6 protein-coding genes are annotated in these 25,598 nt (G+C 42.8%); all 6 read right to left on the bottom strand.

Annotated features, from left to right (window positions below; translation table 11 throughout):
* Nucleotides 1-4: 4 nt before the first annotated feature.
* The 6 genes from EV194_RS03700 to fabF all read right to left on the bottom strand — a co-directional run bounded on the left by EV194_RS03700 (nt 5) and on the right by fabF (nt 25,567).
* Nucleotides 5-19,693, bottom strand: a complete 19,689-nt coding sequence (locus EV194_RS03700; RefSeq protein ID WP_165921795.1) for a PKD domain-containing protein — start codon at nt 19,691-19,693, stop codon at nt 5-7.
* A 534-nt stretch (nt 19,694-20,227) separates the two neighbouring features.
* A complete protein-coding gene (locus EV194_RS03695; protein ID WP_132432277.1) occupies nt 20,228-20,734 on the bottom strand; it encodes a YfiR family protein in 507 nt (168 codons plus the stop codon).
* Nucleotides 20,735-21,054: 320 nt separating this feature from the next.
* Nucleotides 21,055-21,738 (bottom strand): response regulator transcription factor RprY, encoded by a 684-nt coding sequence (gene rprY, locus EV194_RS03690; protein ID WP_079556385.1) that lies wholly within the window; start codon nt 21,736-21,738, stop codon nt 21,055-21,057.
* Nucleotides 21,711-23,312: a sensor histidine kinase gene (locus tag EV194_RS03685; protein WP_132432275.1), complete on the bottom strand. Its 1,602-nt coding sequence runs from the start codon at nt 23,310-23,312 to the stop codon at nt 21,711-21,713. The genes rprY and EV194_RS03685 overlap by 28 nt, the downstream gene beginning before the upstream one ends.
* Before the next feature lie 220 nt (nt 23,313-23,532).
* Nucleotides 23,533-24,312, bottom strand: coding sequence for a ribonuclease III (gene rnc, locus EV194_RS03680; RefSeq protein WP_132432273.1), 780 nt, complete (start codon nt 24,310-24,312; stop codon nt 23,533-23,535).
* Between the two features lie 4 nt (nt 24,313-24,316).
* A complete protein-coding gene (gene fabF, locus EV194_RS03675; RefSeq protein ID WP_132432271.1) occupies nt 24,317-25,567 on the bottom strand; it encodes a beta-ketoacyl-ACP synthase II in 1,251 nt (416 codons plus the stop codon).
* Nucleotides 25,568-25,598: the final 31 nt, after the last annotated feature.

The following is a 25,598-nucleotide window of genomic DNA, read 5'->3' as shown; positions in this document are numbered from 1 at the left end:
AATTCTAACGAACCAATAAAACACTACCAGTTTTTCGGAATTCACGTCCGCTGATATATCTGCCCGAAACCTGATAAACATAAACAGCCTGAGGAGCTAAACGGCCATCGTGCATACCGTCCCAACCCTGATCAATGTCGTTGGTTTCGTATATCTTTTGCCCCCAGCGGTTAAATATCTCAAGTTTAAACTCGTCAACATCCTTGTAGGCAGGCTTAAACACCACAACATATTCAGCTGACGGATCAATACCTCCAGATGCTCCATCTGGTCTGGGTCTGAAAGCATTCGGGAATCTGACAAAACCTTGCTGATAGGCTGTAATAATTCCTGATTGTGTGAAAGTATTTACACAGCCCCTGTCATTGGTAACGGTTAAGGAAACATCATAAACACCTTCATCTCTGTATTCATACGACGGATTTCTGTCTGAGCTGGTGGTGCCATCACCAAAATTCCATAGCCAACTTATGGCATCAATCGACAGATCATAAAACCGTGCTTTTTCTCCCGGCAGGTATACAACCTGCGGATTAACTGTGAAATCAGCTACAGGATGATCGTGTACTACTATTTCCTTGAAATACTCTCCATCTCTTCCATCAGGCCCGGGTGCTATCAACCTGACATTATAAACACCGGGCGATTCGAATACATGAACCGGATTTCTCTCCCCGGAGGAATGACCGTCGTCAAAATCCCAGATATAATCACTACCTCCTACCGAATAGTTGGTAAACAGAACTCTAAGCGGGAAGCAACCCGAATCCACATCTGTGATAAAACCGGCATCGGGTACGACTCTGTAATCAATGCTGACCTGATCAGAAGCAATACATCCTTCCACTTCTATTTCCCAACGGAATGTATTAATGCCATCGCTTAGGTTATACACATTTGTATTGAAAAAGGTTTCATCATCAAACTCCGCAGTGCTCGTTCCCACAACAATCCAACGGGCATTCAGATTTCCGGCATTGTTGGCATTCAACAATGCCCTTGGCTCATACACGATCTGATCTTCACCGGCGTAGGCATTGGTTTTGTGACTTACTACGGTCATTTCATCCTCGGTGGAACAAGAGCCATAAGATATGGACCATCTGTAAATATTCTCACCAAAGCCGACATTACGCACAACAGAGTTGTACTCCTCGGGATTGTCAAAAGTTCCTGTTCCTTTCACCACACTCCATCGCCCTGTGCCCGACTGCGGATTATTAGCATTCAGAGTGAGATAATTCTCACAGATTCCAATGCGATCTGAACCCGCGTCTGCACGGTCGGGAACCATATTAAAAATGGTTATTACATCCGAAGAAAAACAATTGCCTTTCTCGATGATCCATCGGAATTGATTCATTCCAAACTCAAGGTTACGAACAGTTGTTTTGGGATCAAAATCATCATCAAACTCGCCATAGCCACTCATCCGCTCCCAACGGCCTGTTGCACCGTGTAATGGAACGTTGGCATCAAGAACATGAAAATCTTTACAGTCCTCAATATCGGGCCCTGCATTTGCCCTGTTGGGTGTATTGTTTTCGATGGTAACCCTAGCCGAACGAGCACAGTTACCCTGTTCTACAGTCCACTTCAAAATATTGGTTCCATGATCGAGATTGGTGATGGTTGCTCTGGGATCGTAAGGATCACTCAGGTTTCCACCTCCCTGAACAAAACTCCAACTACCTGTCCCAAATTCAGGAGCATCTGCTTTTAGAGTGAATGTACGTTCACATACCTCTTCATAATCGCTGCCTGCGTTTGGCTCATAAGGATCATTGTTTCTAATGAGAACCTCTTCAGATAAAGGACATCCGTCTACTCGCCAGGTTGTCCATCTGAGAATATTGTCGCCTTTACCCAAATTTGCAACCTGGGTATTATGGAGGTTTTCATCAGCAAAATCAGCAGAACCTGTTAACACTTCCCATACTCCCTGCTCTCCGGCTCCTAAAGGAGAAGCTTCCAATGTTGTATTATCACGACAAAGAATTTGAGTATTACCCGCATTGGGCGTTACGGGAAGATTATTGGTAATGATTACGTCATCAGAATGTGTACACCCTTTATAACGTACAGTCCATCTCAATGTATTGTTCCCTTTACCAAGATTGGTAACTCTTGTTGTTGGACTATTGGGGTTATCAAACACAGCAGCCCCTAATCCACCTGGAACAGACCATGTTCCTACACCTAATCCAGGATTGCTTCCGGCAAGAACAGCCTCATTACTACAGTATGTCCGATCGGGGCCTGCATTGGCAGCAATGTGATTATTCTCAATGGTTACCTCATCATAGGAAATACAATCCTGATGGCGAATGGTATAACGGAAAATATTCTCCCCAAAACCAAGTCCTGAGACAGTTGTAACAGCTGAATTATCTGGTGTTGCGATCTCTCCGCTTCCATCAATAAGTGTCCATGTTGAAGTTTCAACATCCCTCTTAACACTGCCTGATAGTGTGGCTTGATCCACACAGAAAGATTCATCTTCTCCGGCAAATGCATGGGTTGCCATATTATTAGTAATGGTCAGTTGATCTGTATCTGTACAATTTCGATGATTCACCGTCCAGGTGATCACATTATCTCCACGCTGTAGATTTCTGACAATAGTATTGGCAGAACGATGATCATCGAAGTTACCTCTTCCCTGTGCTATACCCCAGCTACCAGAACCATCTCTTGGAACTCGGGCTGATATAGCCATAGTATCCGCACAGTGAGTATAATCATCCAGAAGAATTTCAGCGCTTCTATGATCATTGTAAATAATAACCTCGTCATAATCGGAACAAGCTCCGTAAGAAACAGTCCAGCGCAAACGGTTGGCACCTGCTACAAGCCCGGTTATGGTCGCATTTGGATCGTTTGGATCATCAAAAGTTCCTCCTCCTGAAATGCGGCTCCACGTTCCAACTGCCATGCCATCTCCAGCAGTACCTGCCTCCCACGCTTCAAGCACAACCTCATTACCACAAGTACGTCGGTCTTCCCCAGCATAAGCAGGGATTACTTCGTTGTTGGTAATGACAACCTCATCGGTTAAAGTACAATACTCTGTAGAAATTTCATATGCTAAAACATTCTCGCCTTGCGACAAACCGTGCACCCAGTTTCCATTGAAAGTAATTTCTCCAGCACTTAAAGCCCGCCAAGATGCTACGCCATGGTCGGGAACCTGTGGCAAAGGCCTTAACTGATAACTTCCACTACAAATGGTCACATCCTCTCCTGCATCAGGAGTTGAGGGAGTTCCATTTATGATGGTGATGCGATTTTCAAGTTCACAACTTCCCTTGGTAATTCGATATATAAATTCATTAACACCTCTTGCCAGTCCGTTTACCTCAGTTTCCGAAGAGTTGGGGCTGACTATTGTCCCACCTCCCTGCACAAGATGCCAGGAAGGTTCTCCCATATCGGCTCCGGGATTGTTCCCGGTAAGGGTAACGTTATCAGCACAAATTGCATTGTCTCTTCCCAATGAATGTGCAGAAAAGAACCCTGCACTAGGCTCTGTTGGCGTATTATTGGTTATGGTAACCTCATCGTAACTTGAACTGGTTGAATACTCAATAGTCCATCGCAACACATTAGGCCCGGGGCTTAAATTGGTAACTCGGGTTCTTGGATTGTTTCGATTTTCAAAATTAGCAGTACCTGAAACAACAGACCAAGTACCTACGGCCACATCAGGATCGTTGGCATTTAATGTGGCCGAACTACTACAAATAACTCTGTCTAATCCAGCATTCGCTTCGGTAACCTGACCATTAACTATGGTTACTTCATCGTATATTGTACAGTCCCCATGAGTTACTGTCCACCTAAAAATGTTTTCACCTCTTCGTAAATTGGTCACCTGTGCATTGGGCAGACTGGGGTTCAGAATTTCCCCACCACCTGAGATTAACTCCCAATTGCCAGTACCCTGGATTACCGGAGTTGCCTCAAAAGTATAAGTAGACCCATCAATTTCTCTGTATGGGCCGGCTTCAACGGGATAAGGCATGTTGTTCGTAACAATTACATTATCACTGCTGACACAAGTCCCATTTGTTATGGTCCAAATTAGTGTCGTTGTTCCATAGTCCACACTGATGGTAGCATTTGGCTTGTTTCTTTCATCCAAAGGTATGGTTGCTCCTCCTGATCCGGAAGATATTTGCCACAGTCCTGTCATTCCAGCAGGTACAGGACTACCATTCATTGTGACCGTTCTGGTACATGTAGCAAAATCTTTTCCTGCATCTACCGCCACATGCAGATTATTTACAACCAAATCGGCCGATGAACTGCACGAGCCATTGGATATGGTCCAGCGGAAAATATTCTCTCCATAACCCAGGTTGGTGACCTCGGTGACAGGGTCAGTAATATCATCAAAATCACCACTGCCCGTAACGATGCTCCATCTTCCAACACCTTGTCCGTTGGGGTTATTACCCGTGAGCTCTGTAGCGAAGCTACATTTGATTTGAGGACTGCCCACCGTTGCTGTTGCAGGGGAGTTATTGGTAATTATTACCCGGCTGGCACTTATACAGCCATTTTTTTCAATTCTCCATTCCAACTCATTAATGCCATAAGCCAAATTGGTTACATGCGGGTTGTGAATGGTTCCATTATTAAAGTTACCACTGCCTGTTATGAATTCCCAACTTCCAGTAGCTCCGGCGGGAACTTCTGTTCCTGAGAGAAACACCTCATTTTCGCACACTTCCTGGGTAGCACCGGCACTTACAACTACTTTGTTATTACGAATGGTAACTTCATCGTAAACAGAGCAACTGTTATTGGTTACAGCCCAGCGTATAACAATTTCTCCTTCAGAGAATTCAGAAACTGTAATATTACGGCTTTCAGGATTGGGAGATATGGTTACAAATCCTTCAATAATGCTCCATCTTCCTGTTCCGTTAGTTACCTCTTCTGCTTCGAGAGAAATATTTTCCTCATCACAACGATCAATGACTTTGGCTCCCTGAATGATGGCATCATCTGGTCTATGGTTCACCACTTCAACATCGGCATAGCTTGGGCAACCATTTTGAGTGATGGTCCAACGTAATAGGTTGGAGCCTGGGGCAAGATTGCTGACGGTTGTTTCATTGGATGCAGCGTTGGCAAATGCAGCTGTTGAACCTACAGGTTCAACAGCACTCCAAACTCCGGAGGTGTTAGGATAACTCTGCACAACCGAACCAAATAGAGACGCTGTGCCATCACATACCAGATTATTTTCCGCATAGGCATAAACAGGCAGTTGATTGTTTCGGATGGTGACTTCATCTGAAGAGCTACATCCGAACTCTGACGTTACAGTCCATCTTAAAACAGTATTGCCTCGTGCTATATTATCTAACTCTGAGTTAGGCTGATCCGGGTTTACAATCTCTGCAAAACCAGAGCCGGGAACAAGCATCCACAAACCGGTTTCTCCGGCTAGCAGTGCATCTGCTCCTAAGGTATGAGTTGTTCCGCAAATCTGTGCATTCAATCCGGCATTTGCACTCGGCAATGGGCGCACATTGAATGTATGTGTGGCGGTAAACAAGGACTCACCGCAATCATTTACCGGTGTGACCGATATCTGACCAGTGAAAGTATCAATATCGGGGTTTGGAGTAATGCTAATGGTTGCCCCTGTGGCATCCCCATTAATGGTAAAGCCATCCGGCACATTCCAGATATAACTGGTGGCATGTATCACCTGATCTGTTCTGAAAATAATTTCAGATGAACCCTGACAAATATTTACCGGGCCTTCAATAACTGCCGTTTGCAATGGCAACGGATTTATCGTTACATAATGCCTCTGTATGGAGCCATCTCCACAACTATTGATTCCTTTTACATAGATATAACCCGATTGAACATCATCGCTAAAACGAACATTGATCTCTCGGGTGCCCTGCCCGGAGAGAATTATAGCATTCTTCTGTACCGTCCATTCGTAAGTTTCGGCATGTAAAACGGCAGGAACAGAATATATATGTTCAGTTCCCTGACAAACAACCGACTCACCAACAATGGCATCAGGTTCATATGGTAATTGACGAACAATTACATTTGCCGGACCACCCAATACAACGCCATTACATGAATAACCTGAGGTTGAACCATGCCTGTCACGTACCAGTTCGATCTCATAACGAGCCGTACGACGAGGCTCTGCTTCAATAGTGAGAATATCTCCATCAAGGTCTGTGCTATTAACAAGCAATTGGCGAAGAACAGGTAACACCGTTCCAGAAGGATCTATCTCCCTGTATCGGAGCACCCATGGGCCAGTATCGGAAGGGTTAAATCTGAATTGAAGCTCAATATTCTCTCCCCTACATATATCACCTAAGTCAGTTTCCACAAACTCAACAGTTGTTGGCTGGTCTACAGTTACAACGGCAGAACCGCTGCCGCTGTTTGTACAATGAACATCTGTCACTTCCAGAATGGTAAATGTTCTGGTTTCTAACGGCTCAACATTTTCAATGGTATAGATTGATTCGGTTATTCCATGGATTTCAAAGCTTTCAACTCCATTGGAGTAAGTAATATTCCATGGAGGAGTTCCGGTTAAATCAACCCTTAAATCAACGGTGCCGCCCAAACAGACCCCGTTATCTCCGGATATGGTAGCAGTGGGCAACGGATTTACCACCACCGAAGGTGTGCCGGTAAAAGTCCCCGCTGAACAAGTTGTAGCCGGATTGATTAAGCTAACAATGGCATACTCACTGATTCCAACCGGAGGAATTTCATCCGCATCAAACACATAAGGTGTTTGATTTACTGTGACAACTGTTCCATCGTTTAATGTTAATTCCAATGGATTTGCAACCACATCCCAATTACTCACAATGACCTGCAATTGCGGAATATTTCCTTCACAAATAGAAGTACTTCCCGGCATCACACTTAAAACAGCGTGCGCTTCGGGCTGTGTTATAATAATGTCATTGAAAACATTGCGACAATCATAATTTGAATTAAAAAGACCATCTCCATTAAAATCGTCCCAAACGGTGACCTGATAAGACCCTGCAGCCAGGTTCTCAAATAAAAACAGATCATCTACCTCCTCTATGCGGTTGACGCCATTGCCGGAAAGTCGAATTCTGTAATTGCCCCCGGCTCCTGCATCTGTATTTGGCATACCTCCCGAAACAGTTACCCTAATGCGTCCATCATTGCCTGCATAACAGGTTACATCATCTATAACTTCAATATTAACAATCAATTCATCGGGTTGATTGATGGTTACATCAACCTCCTCAATTATGCCCGAATCATCAGTTGCAGAGATTTGATATGTCCCGGGAAGAAGATTATTAAAAGTAAATGATGTACCATATCGGGTTTCATTCATGCCCGGGCCAACCACAACAACATCGTAACCCGGTTGTCCGCCATCCATTTTTGGATTGCCTCCGGAAATATTAATTTCAATGGAGCCATTGGCTGCGCCATGGCACGGGCCAATATGATCCACTTGAGTATCGATGGTTAGCGGAGTTCCAGGCTCAGTAATCCGTTGTTGAAGCGAAGCTACACAGCCATTTCCATCGGTTACGGTAACACGGTATAGGCCGGCTATGCGATTTTCGATTCGATGAGATACACCTGTAATTGGATTCCAAACATCCAAATCTTCATCATAAAGTTCCCAGGCATAACTATAACCCATTGAGCCCCCTGTTGCACTTACTTCAATGGCACCTGTGGCATCGCCGGGTATGGCAACGTTAACCACTTCTACAATCTCAACATTTAGTGCCAGTACAGGCTCTGTTACTTCAAAAGGTCCGAAATTCGCCACACAACCTTCAGCATCCACAACTCGCAGATGATAAATACCGGCAGAGAGTCCATCCTGGTTTTGAGCGGAATTGACCAGCCCTCCACCTGTGGTGGTAGTCCATTGATATGTGTATGGCGCAGTACCTCCTGCAACTTCAACCTCAATTTCACCAGTGAAATCATCTTTACAAAGGACGTGGGTAATTGTTTCCACGACATCAATCGGAGCAGCAGGTTGCAGTACATCTACCGTTTTGGTGGTGTAGCATCCGGATAAATTCACATCTCTGACGAAAACCGTATAGCTGCCGCTGGTTAAATCTTCAAAGGTATGTGTTAAGGCGAAACCAGTTGTCCAGTCTGCTCCATCAAGTGAGAATTGATATTCTCCTGAACCACCGGAAACTGTAGCTTCGATTCTTCCATTGCTATCGCCATGACAGGTAACGTTAACAACAGATAAACCAATATCCAGTTGGTTCATAAACTCTACTTCAATGTTATCAATTAGAAAATCGCAGCCTCGTGCATCGGTAACCGTAACACGATAAAGGCCTGCCCGCAAACCGCTCTGGTTCATATCCGATGCATTGACTGCCGTACCAGAAATGGTTTCCCAGTTAAATGTATAGGGCGCAACACCATGGGTGATGTTTAAAGTGATGGCGCCATTGTGCACACCGGGACAAGAGGCATTGGTCACCACCGCCTCAACCTGTAATGGTCGGGTCAGGATGACACTCTTCTCAATGGCACAGTTACCAATTCCCGGATCATTATCAACCATGGTAATGGTGTATTCTCCACCAGGTAGGTCGGTTTGTTCCAACCCACTGAACCCGGCAGGGATTCCGGGACCAGCCCATACATAAGTGTATAATCCACTTCCTCCAACAGGGTTAGTAATTCCTATCCGATTGTTGCCATCGCAATCGGTGTCGTCAACCTCAAGTGTGAAATTGAGCGGTGCCGGTTCAATAATTTCAAAACTCTGAACCAACACGCAATTGTTTTCATCTCTAATGGTTACTGTATATTCACCACCCTGCAAATCTCGCTGAATCCATTGACCCTGTATAATACCGGGAGCCGATGCGGGTGCCCAGGTTAATGTGTAACTTCCTGTACCACCCGTGATTTCGGTAATATTGATGATGCCATTGGCATCTCCGGCACAAGTGAGGTGCTGTTTGGTAAAGTTAATGGAGATGGCAGTAGGTTCAGCAACTATAACTTCAAGCTCTTCGGTATATGGGTCGCCGGTATTATCGCAAACCTGATTCACATCGGTCACCACAACCCGGTAAGTACCGGCTTCGAGGTTATCAATGTCCTGGGTTGTATTTGCAATAGAAACACCATCTTTTATCCATGCATATTGGTAATTCCCACTACCACCGGAGATCACCAAATCAATCATTCCATTGTTGCCACCCTTGCAACTGATATGCGTAACGTTAGCAGAAAGATTCATTCTGCCGGGAACGGTAATAGAACGTTCAGTTTCACAACCGCGGGAATCGCGCACCAAAGCCTTGTAAGTACCGGCTTGAGAGATGTCGGAAATTGAAAGATTGCCTCCGACAACAGTGAATGTACCCGGGCCACTCCAAGTAATAGTGTATGGTGATACACCACCTGTAAGAGTTTCGATTTCGATGGAACGGCTGAATGGCTCACAAACATCCAACGTGGAAGAAAGTGTATAGCTAATGGTCGGAGGTTCAGGAACAGTAAATGAACGAATAACTTCACATCCCTCTCCATCTACCACACGCAGTTCATAAACACCGGCTGTTAATCCTGTATTACTGTCTGTTCCAGGCACGCCATTCCAATAGAATTGTAACGGAGGTGCTGCATTTGCAACATTGGTTACGATGATGGCACCATTATTCCCGCCATTGCATGAAACCGCAGATACAGAAGCCTCAACAACCAGGGTTTTTCCATCCTGTACCACGAATGTTTGAGAAACAGTACAACCACGATCAACATCCGTACCCGCAACAGTATATGAACCGGCAGTTAATCCACTCAAATCCTGTTCAGTTGAGGAAAATCCGGGCTCACCATCCTTTGTCCATGAGTATGTATAAGAACCGCTTCCGCCTGCAATGGTGATATCGATGGCTCCATTATTTGCACCTGAGCAAGTGGCAGGGGTTACATTGCCTGAAACCACCAGGTGGGTTAGCTCAAATGTTTCCACAATGGCAGGACATACAGCAGTTGGTGCTACATTTCGATTGGTAATGGTGAGTTCATATTGCGCAGCGCGCAAATTAGGTATGGTTAGAGGTTGTACATCACCTTCCAGAATGGTTAGACCAATGGGCGGTTGGGCGGGGTTGGATATGTTGCGCAAAACAGCTTCATAATCGCCACCGGATAATCCACCTGTTACCTCAAAAGTAACAAATCCCGATGTGGTTTGAGTTGCATCGCAATCAATTCCGAAATCTAATGAAACCAAAGAAATTGGAGCTGCAGGTTCACCGATGACATTATCGGGAATAACTATCTCACAACCAACACCATTGTTATCAACAACACGTACGGTATAATTTCCGGCTATCAGGTTTTCGATGTTAAAGAGCGGACCTGAGCCGGTTGTGGTTCCGGCTTCATAATCAATCAGGTAAGGAGCGGTGCCTCCTGTTACATTCACCACCAGTCGACCGGAACAATCGCCTGTGCAGGTATTTACATCAAATGCATCTACCGACACAACAATCTCGGAGGGTTCGGTGATAGTGAAAATATCTGATGTGGCAGAACAAGTGGTTCCGGCCTGTTCTGTAATTTGAAGCTGGTAACTACCGGACTCCAAATTGGTTATGTCGCGGGTATTGGCAATCTGAACTGCAGGTTGGCTCACTTCATACCAAAAATAATCGTAAGCCACTGTACCTCGGCCACCGGTAACATCAATGGTAATACGACCATCATCAGCACCAAAGCAACTGATGTTGGTTGGCGTTCCGGTTATGCTAATTTCATCAGGCTCCCCAATGGTTATCACCTGTTGGGGAGTAGCACATCCATTGGCATCCTGCACCATTAATCGGTACCTGTCGGCGGGCAAGTCGTTATACAGTTGAGTGGCATCGTCGGGTACGGATAGAAGACGAGAAGCACCATTATCAGGAATAAGAGTATAAGTGTAGCCTGGAGACCCACCTGTGGTACTGAAGGATAATTGTCCGTCAGAATTTCCAAAACAAGTGGCATCAACAGTACTTGAAACATTTAGAGCCAATTGTGTAGGCTGCGTAATCTCAATGTTAGGTATTGAGAAAGTCTCTCCATTGCCATCTTCGACCACGGCATTGTAGAATCCTGCCGATAAGCCGGTATAGTTATATATATTCCCTGATACAGAAGCAGCTGTAACAACTTCGCCCGATGAACGGGTTAAAGTTACTGTATATGGGAAAACTCCACCTGTGGCTCTCAGTTCAATTCCCCCTGTGTTTTCTCCAAAACATAACGGATGAGTAATATCCTCCTGGATCAATTGCAAGGGATGCCCGGGCTCCAGAATCTCAACGTTAATGATTGCAGTACAGTTATTACCATCGGTAACATCGGCGGTGTAAATACCGGCAACTAACCCTGATAAGTCGGTTTGGTTTATCGGCAATCCGGCAATGGGGTCTCCATTGACATCTTCGCCAGTCCAAGCAATAACATAACCTCCCGTACCTCCTGTAATATTAATAGATAGCGCACCATTACTACCGCCATTGGCTGTAACGTGCTGTACCGAGGCAAGCGTAACACTTAGTGGTGAGGCTGGCTGTGTAATTTCATAGGTAGCGGTAACGCTGCATCCTTCAGAGTCCGTCACCACAACCCTGTAAGTACCGGCTTGCAAATTGGTGGGAGAAGCGGTGGTGCCGTCATTGGCTGCGCCAAGCAAAGTCCAACCACCTCCGGATAGTGGACGCTCCCATACATAATTGTATGGGTCAGTTTCATTACCACCTTCCACAGTGATGTTGATACTTCCGGTTGACTCACCATGACACTCAACATGGTTGAGGGTTGCATCGGTAATTGCAATGCTTTGAGTGGGTTCAGTTATTATAATGGCATCATCAATAACAGCAGAACAGTCGTCGTCACCTTGTTCTTTGATATATACATTATAACTTCCTGCTTCCAAATTGTTGAAAGTATAATACGCTGTATTGTTGGTAAACCAGTCAATATTGTTGATTGAAAACTCGTAATTGCCTGTGCCACCTTCTCCCCGAACTCTGAATGAGCCATTGTTTCCTCCATGGCAACTAACATTTTGATGATTAGCGGCAACTTCGGTCACGACCAATTGCGCAGGCTGAGTAATGATTACTGCCAACTGAGTGCTCTCGCATGAAGCATCATCGGCATCGCGCACATGCAACTGGTAGGTGGCGGCGGCTAAATTTTCAAACAGTGGGTTTGCCTGCCAATCGGTTCCATCCAGCGAGTAAACATAATTACCGCTACCTCCTGTGGCTCTGGCTAAAATGAAACCATCTGCTGCGCCAAAACAGGACGCATCGCCTCTGTCATCCACAAACACCTGAAGTTGAACAGGCTGTGCAATGTTCACAGGAGCCATTTGGTAAACGCATCCGTTGTCATCGCGCACACGTATGTTATGGCTACCGGCAGAAAGGTTTGTAAATTCGTTGGAAGATTGCCAAGCTCCTCCATTAATTGAATACTCGTAATCTGGTGTACCTCCCTGTGCTTCAAAACGTATGAGACCGTTATTGCCTGAGTAGCAGGTAACATCTTGTTTAAGTTGTACCTGTAATGAGAGTGCGACCGGTTCATTGATGAGGACATCACTAAACTGAATCTGGCAGCTATGATTTGCAGCATCTTTTACATAAACCGTATAGTTATCGGCAGTCAGGTTTTCAAACTGATAGCTGAATGTGCCATCTCCATTATCTGTAAGTTGGGATGCTACTGCGAACCAGTTGTTTCCATCGAGTGAGAAACGGTATAACTCAGAGCCTCCGGATACCCTCACAGTTAATCGCCCATTGTTGCCACCGTTGCATAAAACATGATCATCAACCGTAACATTTTCAATGACCAATGACGGTAAAGCCGCTATGGTAAAAGATTCCTCCACCCAACAACCGTTGGCATCTTCAACACGAACGGAGTAGGAACCGGCAGAGAGGTCGGTGACGGTTTCATTGTTGTTAAAAACAACACCTGCTTGATACCAAAATACTGAGTATAAGGGGGTACCTCCTGCAATGGTTACAGTGGCTGATCCTGTATCAACATCAGAACAAACTGTAGGATTAGAAGTTACAGAAATATTCAATGATGATGCAGGTTGATTGATGGTAATTTCATTACTTTGAATGCCACAGCCATTAGCATCGGTTATGATAACCCTATAAGTTCCGGCAATTCTGTTATTTATTTCTGAAGAAGTTCCTATTTCAGTCCATGTGCCGCCATCGTTAAACTCCCAACGATAACCGTAAGGAGCTGTGCCTCCGGATGCCGTAACAGAAAGGGTTCCATTATTTCCTGCATGGCAGGATACATGTGTAGCTGATAAATTGGTGATGCTAAGTAAACTTGGTTGTGTAACCTCAACCGACAATGACCGCATGCACGATGTTGATTGAGCATCGCGAACTCTTACATTGTAACTGTTTGCTGGCAAATCTATAAACACAGGATTGGTTACCCATGTCATTCCATTATTAATTGAGAACTCATAATCTCCGCTTCCTCCATCGGCGACTACTTGAAAACTACCTGTGTTATTTCCAAAACAATCCACATGAACTCTGGAACCTGGAACCAGATCGAGTGTTAGTGGATCGGGCTGAGAGATAACGATTGGGTCTGATGTGTATATGCATCGTGGAGAATTAACATCTCTGACTGAAACGGAATATGTCCCCGCAACTCGATTGACAAACCGCCGTCCGTCTGTTCCTACGTTAGCCGGGAACCAATTCACACCATCTAGAGAAAACTGATATACAGCACCTGTAGCTCCACCTGCTGCAATAACCAGAAACTCTCCGGTGTTGTTTCCATTGCAAAGAACATCAACATGTTCTGACAAATCTTCATTAACTGTGATGGGGGCAATGGTTTCTATCTCAATGGAACCTGTAATGATGCAACCATTGGCATCTTCTACAATGTAGGTATAATCTCCGGCCGGTTTTTGGTTAATGGATAAACCACTTCCAATAATATTATTTCCGGAATCGCGCCATTCAATATTAAACCCTGTTGGATAGGTTGTTAAATCGGAAAAAGGAGTTCCTCCGCTGATGGTAATGGAGGCAGAACCTTCACAATCGACACCATCAGTACATGGCATGCAACCCACAGGTTGTGATGATGCATTTATAGTAAGCGGCGAGGCAGGTTCGTTGATGATGACCGAAACAGGCGCAATCAACTCACAACCAATGGCATCTTCTACTTCAACAAAATAATTACCGGCAGACAAACCTATAAACAATCCTGAAGCATTTGATGATATAAGTGTTGTCCCATCCGATTCATAAAGGTAGTAAACATAAGGAACACTTCCTCCTGAGGCTGTAACTTGAATAGATGCATCGTTGCCGGAGTTACAAGAGGCATTTTGAATGTTTTGAACAAGTAATGATACCTCATTTACTAAAACTGTGGCAGATCCATTCATTAATGCTTCGCATCCGGAAGTGTTGTTTACTGCTCTTATTGAATAAGTTCCGGCAGCTGTAATATCTGAGAAAACAATGGAATTCCCTGTTCCGGCAACCTGAATGGGTGTAGCAAATGGTAATCCATTTAACAACAATTCATACGTCACATTGGGCTGAGAACCACTTAATAAGACATTCACCCCGGATCCGCCGATACAATATGTACCTCCACCTTGCACTTCAAAAACCAATGGGGCAATAAGTATTGTTATCTCCTTTACTCTTTCTGCAATACAACCATTAATATTTTCATACGAAAAAGTCAGTGTATAATTACCCGGGGATAAAGCAGAAGGATCAAGTGTTGCAGTATTATCTCCATGATTAACCAACTCAGTACCTACACCCCCAGATAATATAAATGTTCCAACACCTGTTGCACCAACACCTAAATTAGCAGTGAATGTAACATCGCCACCATTTTGACAATATTCTAAATCATCTCCCGGCCTGTCGTCATCAAAATTAACATAAGTAAGCGCAAATACCTCTACTCTATCCGTAACACTATTAACGCATCCTGATAAAGGATGCTCATAGGTCATTGTAACAAAATAAATTCCCGGACCTGCAACAGCTGGATCAAATTCAGCAGTTCCATCTCCATTGTCAACCACTATTGGAGACACACCTTCAGAGTTAAGGGTTGAAGAAAATGTCACATCACCACCATCACCTAAAGTGTTTGCAGATATTTGAAATTGTGATTCAGACTCACAGTATATTGAAGCAAGATTATTAATATATATATCAGGCAATTCAACGACTGTTAACATTCTTGATTCAGACTCGAAACACCCGCCGGTATTAATGGTATATGTTACCTGATGATCACCGGATCCTGCTACAGCTGGACTAAACACATTTCCTGACACACCTGTTCCGATAAATACACCTCCGGGTTGATCGGGTACCAGTACAACATTGTTCTGGCTTTCACAAAACTGAGTATTACCCGATTGGGTGACAAATTCAGCTGAAAGGTTTTGAGGAATTACAACTTGTCGTGTAATGGTGTTTGCACAAAAGTCATCACCACTACCGGTTTCATAAACATATTCAAAAATATAGGTTCCTGCACCAATAATTGCAGGGTTAATGCTTAACGACGGATTGGTTCCTGCAGGAATAGGAGTCTGATTATCTGTTGCAATGGGAGTTGCCTCTCCCTCTCGGTAAATACTTAACACCCCTCCTAATGGAAGTGCAGCATCAACCGGTCCTGCACTGACAGTGAATGTCGCATCATCTATACAATATAATGTATTCAAATTGAAAAACTGTAGCTGAACACCTACCTGTATTTGGTAATCGATTGAACCGGTACATCCATTTGTATCTGTATAAGTGTAGACAATGGTATGCATTCCTATACCAGCAATATTTGGATCAAAGGTTGCAGTACCACTTCCGGTGTTTATCAATCCGGAACCCGAAGAACTAAAATCTCCATCTCCAATTGCAATGCCACTCAAAAACACCGCTCGTAAATCGATGGGATCGATATCCTGACAGAGAATAATAGGATCGATAGAACTAAAATTTTGCCATGGAGATGCATCGCTGTAGCGAAATTCAAAATCAAGATCGTCAGTAATATCCGGATGAAAATTGACAACTCTTGAGGCGGTGTTGATACATCCATTATTAGGATCCTGATATTCGTATGTAATAGTATAAGAACCTGGGCCGGATGCTGATATTGCTTCATCAACATTAATTGATGCCGTGTGGTTTCCTCCATCAGTAAACCATGTAGGAAGAAGAGGATCAAACTCCTCTACAATCCATCGGTTATTCCCAGCTATAGGGAAACCATTAAAAGAAATAATCCCTGCTCCATCGCAATAGTTTGACCCTAAGTTATTAATTGTTACATTTGAAGGAAGCGGATTAACCCTTACATCTCCTGTCATAGGAGTGATACATCCTTCCACATCAGCTATGGCTGTATAAATCCCGGTGGGAAATTCTCCACTCCAATTTATGGTTCCCCCGGTTCCACTAATCGCTGTTGTATGTGGGTTTCCATCCCGTAAGAGTAGATACTGAACGCCAGGTTGCGAATTCGCAATGGAAATTACAGCAACCTCGCCTGCACACACATTGTCACCTTGCAATACACGAACTAAAGGAACCGGGTTGATGGTTAACGCTGCGTTTGGCAACGGATATTCACAACCATTGTTATCTGCTGTGACTAAATATGTTCCAACTACTCCCTGGGGAGCAAAGTTAATGGGGTTGCCTTCATTACCCCATTGAGCATTTACCCGTGAATCAATATCGTAATCATTCAAATACAATCTATAACGAATGCCTCCCTGTGAATTTGACAATGTAATGATGTGATTGGCATTTCCACAAATCGGATCACTTGATGTAGATAAGGTATAAGATAACTCAGGTCTTGCACTAATCACAATGTTATCATCAAAAATAACGGAGCATCCGGTTCCGGGGTTAGTGGCTACAACAGAGTAAGTCCCTGCAGCAGAAATAGTTCCGGCAAAAGAAACAGCTTCACCATTACCAGTTAAACTTCTTATAATAGATCCAGTTCCATTGGGTCCATTATATAAATGATATTCAAAATTTTCTTCAGAATTTTCAAGTCCTATAAGTAATGGAGTTCCCTCACAACCTTCAGTTTCAGTTATAACCTGTTGCAGAGGAGTTTGATCTATGATAAATGTCTGACTGAACTCAACACTACATGCACCTCGGGAGGCTACAATAGAATAAGTACCCGGAAGGATTTCTCCTGCAAATTCAACAAAATCAGTTCCAACTTGTGGTCTTCTTGGTGTCCTTACCTGAACATTATCACGATTAAGGGAATAAAACACATCGGCTTCAGCATTTTCTACCCTAAATGAATGAGGATTACCGGAGCAACCGGAACCAGTGAATACGATGTTTTGATCTGTGAGTGGCTCTTCATAAATTACCACCTGCCCATTCATGTTAATAAGGTTTTCACACCCACTGCGTTCAGCTCTAACTGTATAAATACCTGACTGTGCTTGTTCACCAAAAGAAACCGGTAGCCCGGTACCATCAACTTTCTGTCCGGTATATACCCCATTTCTATAAAGAAAATAGTCAACACCAATCTCAGACAGAGCTACTCCTACGTTACCAGAGCTACATTCATCATTACCGGTTACGTTAAAAACCAACGGGTCTGTCTCCCTTATATAGTTAATTTCCGGAATAAGATTTATTTCGGCAGGAGATAAAGAACATCCTCCTGCTGAAACCGAAGTGATTCTGAAAGTTGTGGAAGTACTTAATATACCCAAAGGAACTGAAACAGGCTCCCCGCTGTTAAGAATGACGGATTGAGTGGTTCCCGATGTAATATTGGATAATTCAACTGTAATCTGACCTGCAGCTCCGGTTAGCCTCGCTTCTACTGTTGCAGAAGCAAATGTAAGTCCGCAAAATACCGTTGGACCATTTGCATAAAAGGCAGATACCTCAAGTTCTATTGATGATAGAGAAACAGGATCAGAAATTGCATAACATAAAGAATTCCCATCCTCCATAACCATAAAACTATATTGGCCTGAGTTGGCAGCATTCCATGTTGAAGAAGATCCAAAACCATCATCTAAAACCTCACCGCTGTTATAAAGCCAACGATAAACCATATCTTCACCGGTAGGATGAGCTCCATTTAGATAGCCATTCAAAAGTTTTGTAGTGCCGCTGCATAAAATTAGGTTATCATATGCAATTAAAACCTCGGGAAGAGAATGATTGACAATTTCAACCGGCTGTGAGCTATATTCATTTCCTCCGCATCCGGTTACTGTGACAATATAAGTTCCTTCACCATGCACAGAAACATCAGCAAATTCTCCAGTTGAAATTTCTATGCTATTTCGTTCCCAGGAATATGAATAATCAGAATCAAAAGGAACCACCCTGAGACTGAAATTAAGGTCACCCTCACAAATTGATCGGTCGCCATCTACACGAATCTCTATATCTTCGTCGGAAGATATATCAATAGAATTTGTCTCAAAAAAACACCCCCCACGTTCAACAATGGCATAAATTTCATAATTCTCACCGGGAGTCGGTGGCGTGAAAGAGTAGACAGGATTTGCTACATTTCCAACTAAAATAGTGCTTGTTCCTGCAGAATTGCGATATAGGAAAGTATGAATATCCCCTGCGGGGGATACAGTAAAGTTATGGCTGGCCGCACATAAAATGACACCGGAAGTGTTCCCAGATTCGTTTAAAAGCTCAATATTTTGATCGGCTCCGGTAATCAAATTGAAAGAGTATGACTGCGCTGGATTTCTCTGCCATGTAACTAAGTATGAATTCCCCTGCGTAAAACCGCTTATGGTTGGATTTGCTCCGTCTGTTGTAGAGAAATTTAGTCCGGATGTAACAGTCCACTCACCGCCACTTCTTTGCCCGGCTGGTATACCTGAATGAGCCAATAATGCATCACCAATAATGAACCCACCTTCACAAACAGGGTAATCCCAAACTGTATTTTGCGTAACCAAAGTAGCTGGAGATGTGGATTCACAACCGGAAACTCTTTCGTGTGGATCATATACTCGGAATCTATAATATCCTTCATTGGTCGCTGTTAACACGTCTGAAGTACCCACTCCATCGTCAATTAAATCTCCATCATGCCTCCATTCATATCGTAAATCTAGGTCAACAGTAATAGGTGCTCCCGAGCCTGGAACTGCTCCATCCAGGTAACCATTTAACGGAACTCCTCCATTGAGTGGAACTGATCCTGAAGGATCTATGATTGCATCCGGCATTGAATAGGGGTACATTACAACCCGGTTTGTTGCATTCCCCCATGGTTGAGTTGAATTGGCTCTTGTTTGTGCATATACTGCGTAAACATCAGAACCAGATGATGGCATTTGAAAATTATAAGAACCTTCATTTGTAGTATAAGATACTGTTGTCCCTGCAGTAACGTTTTCTACATGCCATCGAACCTGATTAGGGGTAGAACCTGTAAGGCTAACCAGTCTTTGACCTCCTAAACATACATTTTGATGGATGTCCTGGGCATCCAAATTATAATTCAAGCCAATGAATATCAGCAGAACTATTAAGGAACGGTTTATTAAAATACTTTTCAGACTCATCAAAAGGACATTAGTAAATTGCATAAGCAAAACAACGATGTTTTTAAATTAATCAAACAACGTTAAAAATCAACAACATTCGCTATCATTCATACGCAAAACTACTAAAAAAAGTTAGTCAAAAACGCTAAAAAACAATGTTAAAATAAGATTGACGGGGAAAATGATTAGGAAGACCAAGAGTATCAGGATTAAACTAGTGGAAATAAACCATCCTTTTGTGTAACAAAAACACATATTCGTCAAAATTTCGAATTACATAAAAATAGAAAGACTTTGGTGCGAGTCTTTTTTCGGTTCTTGGAATGATAAAATATATCAGATAAACCGGTATTTGAGACAAATGATTTACATCTTTTAAATGGAGTATATGCTAGACCAACCCGCATATTCTGTTTAATGTGTAGGGTCACTGAATTGTCATCATCGCTTGCCTCTATCTGGGCGGGGGGGGGGGCAAGCCAAACTCACTTTGCTAACCCGTCAATTGAAGTCGTCATGATATGCGTCTAAACTTCTCATCGACCTGATTTCCTATCTTGAATAGTGAATAATCTGACGGCTCAATGTGAGGTTACGTTCTTCGGCTCTTCTCTCGCTTAATCGGTAGCGCATTCTTTCGTTGTCGACATATAGATTAATAACAGCCTCGTTGGGAGTAAAATCCTGGGCTTCGGTTATGATTAAAACCGGGACTCCCAGAAGCATATTTGAAGCACGTCGTAAAAATGCCAGCTGGTTATTGGGGACAAATAAGATATGACAAGCAGTGAGTTTGTCAAGACTCTCAAATTCAATAATCTCAATTGGTTTACCTGCAACATTTCGTTCATGTGCACTTTCCAGCAACTCCTTTGTTATTGGCTGATCTTTTCCAAGAACCCCAATTCTAAACGTTAATTGACGTTCCAGTCCGGGCCATTGCACCAATCTGGTGAAATTATATATAAATTGGACCTGAAACTTTTCTATTTGAGCTTCAGACTCTTGCGGCACCATAAAAAACAATATGGTGCTCAACAGAATCATATATCGCTTCATAACTGACAGATTTGGTATAAATGCCAACCTAACATAGGGCAAATAATTTCTTTCATTTTACACTGCAATTCCCATACCATATTTGGATATGGGAAAAAGGCACAGTCATAACAAATATAATAAGCCTGACGATATTTATACTCCTTTTTGCACAAAATGTTTTAACTACAGGTTGTGTTGGTTAAAAGCATTGTCATATTTATGCCCCGAAAACAGAGAAATTTGAATGAAGTAAACAGATAGAAGCAGAGCATAAAAACTAAGTTCCGTAATACGGAACTTAGTTTTTATGCTCTGCTAAATTTGTGCTGATGATAAAACTACATCACCAACTTATATCCTTTTCCGTGGACATTAAGTATTTCAACGGCAGGTTCATCCTTAAGATGCTTACGCAGTTTCGTAATATAAACATCCATGCTGCGTGCATTGAAATAATTATCATCAACCCAAATGGTTTTGAGTGCAAAATTGCGTTCCAATACTTTATTGGCATTGTTGCATAAAAGCTTCAGCAATTCAGACTCTTTGGTGGTAAGCTTCACAACTTTTTCTCCATCGATGAGTTGCTGCTTTTGGGTATCAAATTTGTATTTTCCAATCTGGAATACATCCTGGCTTGCCAAAGTGCCTTTGGTGCGTCGAAGAATGGCCTCAATACGGAAAAGAAGTTCTTCCATACTGAAAGGCTTGGTCAAATAATCGTCGGCACCAATTTTGAAACCCTGAAAAATATCTTCTTTCATGGATTTGGCTGTCAGAAAAATTATGGGTACCTCGGTATTCACCATTCTTATTTCTTTTGCCAGTGTAAACCCATCTTTTTTAGGCATCATCACATCAAATACGCACACATCGTATTTTTTACTCATGAATGCCTCATATCCCGCTTCTCCATCGGGCAATAAATCGGTTTCGTAACCTTTGGCTACCAGATACTCCCGGAGTAACATCCCCAGGTTTTCATCGTCTTCGGTCAGGAGAATTTTATATTCTTTTTCCATTCCTTGTTGCTTTTAAGGGGTAAAAATATTTCGAATTTAGTTCCTACATTTATTTCACTTTCAACTTTAATTTCGGCGCCATGGTCCTCCACAATTTTCTTTACATAAGCCAATCCTAACCCAAACCCCTTTACATTATGGACGTTCCCGGTAGGCACGCGATAAAACTTTTCAAAAATCCTTTTTAAGTTATCCTTAGATATACCAAGACCATTGTCTTCTATGTTTATCACTATTCCGGTGGGTCTATTCCATGTTTTAACATAAAACACCGGTTTTCCTCTTCTATATTTTAGTGCATTATCCAGCAAGTTAAAAATAACATTTGTAAAATGCACCTGATCAACATGGGCATGAGGATTTTTCGCCTCTAATTTTTCAATAATTTTGCCGTTCTGCGACTCTACTTTAATACGAAAAGTGTTAACCACGCCGTGAACCAGATCATTGATATTGGTTTTCTGCGTCTTTAAACTGGCTTTTCCTTTATCAAAGATAGCCATTTGCAGGACTTTTTCAACCTGAAATGAAAGTCTTTTACTCTCATCTTGTATAACACCCGATATATGTTGTAGTGTTGACGGGGTTTTCGTCACTGCTCCATCTTTTAACATTTGTGATGCCAACGAGATGGTTGATATGGGTGTTTTAAACTCATGGGTCATATTGTTAATGAAATCATTCTTGATTTCGTCCAAACGTTTTTGTTTAACAATAATAAACAAAGTTAATATGGATGTCAAGATCATTACGATGGTAAATATAACAGTTGGTAAAACCATTCCCATCGATTCCATGATAAAGTTAGGTTTTTTTGGGAAATAAACCATCATATAATTGGCTCTTGGATGCACATCGTTTGGAAAAAGTTGCTTTTGATAGGTTTGTCCGGCCTCTTCTCTATCATAACGGGCGGTAGAAACAACAAGGTTTCCACGCGAATCATACACTCCAAACTCGAATGGCACAGAAATCCCCCTCTCTTCAAAAGCCTGAACCAGATATACATCTGTCATCTCCCGGGAAATTCTCTCTTTTAATGGTCTGTCAGAAGTAAAAATATCCTTTAACAAGCGAGCCTGTTGCTCTTCAATTCGGTTCTGTAACTGCGATTTTAAATGATTCAGCGCATGCGAAAGTGGATCAATCCTGTCCTGTGGATTGTAAACCACAGGGGTTTGTTCCTGATAACTATAAATGAGAGAATCTTTTTGATAGGTAGATAATCGGGTGCTCAAATGATCGCCCTGTATGGTAAGATCTAAAGATATCCCATATTGGAGCATACTCTCATCCAATAAGCTCTGGCTCTGTCCGGAAAAGTACTTGGTTTCACGGCGTAATCCTGATGGAATAGTTAAAGACGGATTAAAATCAAGTTGAGCTCCAAGCATAGAAGTTTCATTTATTTCCAAACGGTATACAACCTGATCCATCGATTGACGAACCAGTTGGTCAAAATGATCTTCTTTGATACGGGTAGCATTTTTGATCCATAACGTCTGCATGTATATCAAACCAATAAGCGTTATGGCAATAACCACCACAAGGATTTGGATAAACCTTCTACTCATATTGACAAAAATAACGGCTTACAGCAAACTACCACCTTGTTTAACATTAATTAACTTGATATTTCAGCAGGTTCTTAAGATGTTTCAGTAAGAATATTGAAAACAGCCTACTTCAGAACAACATAAACGGTTAGCTAATAGCATTTTTTTAATCTTTTTAATGCAAAAATTAAATAAAAATAGCTGCACATTACTAATAGGCCTTCATTGAAAGGCTTTATCAAGTAGTTAAAAGAGTTTGATCCTGTAGTCCAGAAAAATCAAACGCATAAGAATCGAGGGATTTCAAGGCATGACCGGCAGCATTTTGCTGTGCTTCTTTTTTTGACGCCCCATTTCCTTCCCCAATTACCTGACCATCTATACAAGCTTTGGCTATAAAAGCTGTTTCCCGGGAAGGTAAATTTGGGTGATGCTCTTCAGTTATAAAATGGATGTCGCATCTGTTTTTTTGTGCCCATTCGATAAGAAGTGACTTAAAGTTGGTATCATTCTCCACAAGCGCCTCCTCATCGTTGAAGTGCTCCATGATACCGGAAATGATAAATGAGCGGGCACACAAATAACCCCGGTCAAGATAAACCGCTCCAATTAGCGCTTCGAGGGCATCGCCTGGTATATGGGTTTGAGCCAGATCATTCAATGGCTGAGTTTTTATGAGTTTATTTAACCCCATTTTTGCGGCCAAATGATTTAGAGTTGTCCGGTTCACAATGCGAGATCGCATTTTGGTGAGTGCTCCCTCATCCTTTTCAGGAAAACGCATAAACAGTTCGTGCGCTACAACTGCACTTAATACAGCATCACCAAGATATTCGAGACGTTCATTGTTAACAGGCATACCGGTTTCGTCACGCATCATAAGAGATTTGTGCTGAAAGGCCAAACGGTAGTATTCCGGGTTTTTGGGATAAAACCCGGTTACTTTATGGATTAAACAAGAAAACTTCTTACCCTTTCGGGTAAGAAGTTTTACTGATGTGAATAAATCTTTTAACACAATGTTATTCAATAGCTTTAAAGGCCACAGACGCGTTGTGACCACCAAATCCAAATGTATTTGAGATTGCTACCCTTACCTTGCGTTCCTGTGCTTTATTAAAAGTTAAATTGAGTTTATTATCAATATCAGGATCGTCTTCAAAATGATTAATGGTTGGGGGAACAATTCCGTGTTTAATCGCGAGAATAGCAGCAATGGATTCAACAGCACCGGCAGCACCCAAAAGGTGTCCGGTCATTGATTTGGTTGAACTAATATTCAATTTGTAAGCATGTTCGCCAAAAACGTCCTTAATGGCTTTGGTTTCAGCAATATCTCCCAGTGGTGTAGCAGTACCATGAACGTTAATATAATCAACCTCTTCAGGTTTAATATTACCGTCGCTGATGGCTTTTTCCATCACTTTTTTGGCACCCAACCCTTCGGGATGTGGTGCTGTGAGGTGATGTGCATCGGCTGTCATTCCTGCACCAGCTACTTCACAGTATATTGTCGCACCTCTGCTTACAGCATGTTCGTACTCTTCAAGTATTAAAGATCCTCCACCTTCTCCCATCACAAAACCGTCTCTGCCTTTGTCAAATGGACGCGAGGCCGTCGCCGGATCGTCGTTTCGGGTAGAAAGTGCCTGCAAAGCATTAAATCCGCCAACGCCTGCTTCATTAATGGCTGCTTCGGAACCTCCTGTTATGAATACTTTTGCCTTACCCCACCTAATCAGGTTAAAGGCATCGGCAATTGCATGAGTTGAAGACGCACATGCTGAAACGGTTCCATAATTTGGCCCCCGGAATCCGTATTTCATAGAAATATGACCGGCCGCAATGTCCGAAATCATTTTAGGAATAAAAAACGGGCTAAACCGGGGAGTTCCGTTTCCTTCAACGTAGTTACGAACCTCCTCCATGAATGTGATAATCCCTCCAATACCTGCACCCCAAATAACCCCGGCTTCGTCGGGATCAACTTCTTCGGGGTTTAAACCGGAATCCAGAATTGCCTGCTCAGAAGCCGCCATGGCATACTGAGCAAACAAATCTAATTTTCTGACTTCCTTACGATCCAGGTAATCAGTAGGATTGAAATCCTTTACCTCGCAAGCAAATTTAGTCTTGAAATTGGTGGTGTCAAATCGAGTGATAGGGCCGGCTCCGCTCACTCCTTTGGAGAGGCTGTCCCAAAATGCATCAATGGTATTACCAATGGGCGTAATGGCACCTAGCCCGGTTACGACTACTCTTTTTAACTCCATAAATAAATTTTCAGAAATACTAATTTACTGT

It is taken from the genome of Natronoflexus pectinivorans (assembly GCF_004345615.1).
In the GTDB taxonomy this organism is placed as follows: domain Bacteria; phylum Bacteroidota; class Bacteroidia; order Bacteroidales; family Marinilabiliaceae; genus Natronoflexus; species Natronoflexus pectinivorans.
Note: the sequence above shows the minus strand (reverse complement) of the source record. Positions and strands in the feature narration are given on the sequence as shown.

Bases quoted from the DNA above. Each gene is read 5' to 3' on its own strand.
- fabF (WP_132432271.1), bottom strand. From the start codon at position 25,567: ATGGAGTTAAAAAGAGTAGTCGTAACCGGGCTAGGTGCCATTACGCCC.
- rprY (WP_079556385.1), bottom strand. From the start codon at position 21,738: ATGGAAAAAGAATATAAAATTCTCCTGACCGAAGACGATGAAAACCTG.
- EV194_RS03695 (WP_132432277.1), bottom strand. From the start codon at position 20,734: ATGAAGCGATATATGATTCTGTTGAGCACCATATTGTTTTTTATGGTG.
- EV194_RS03700 (WP_165921795.1), bottom strand. From the start codon at position 19,693: ATGAGTCTGAAAAGTATTTTAATAAACCGTTCCTTAATAGTTCTGCTG.
- EV194_RS03685 (WP_132432275.1), bottom strand. From the start codon at position 23,312: ATGAGTAGAAGGTTTATCCAAATCCTTGTGGTGGTTATTGCCATAACG.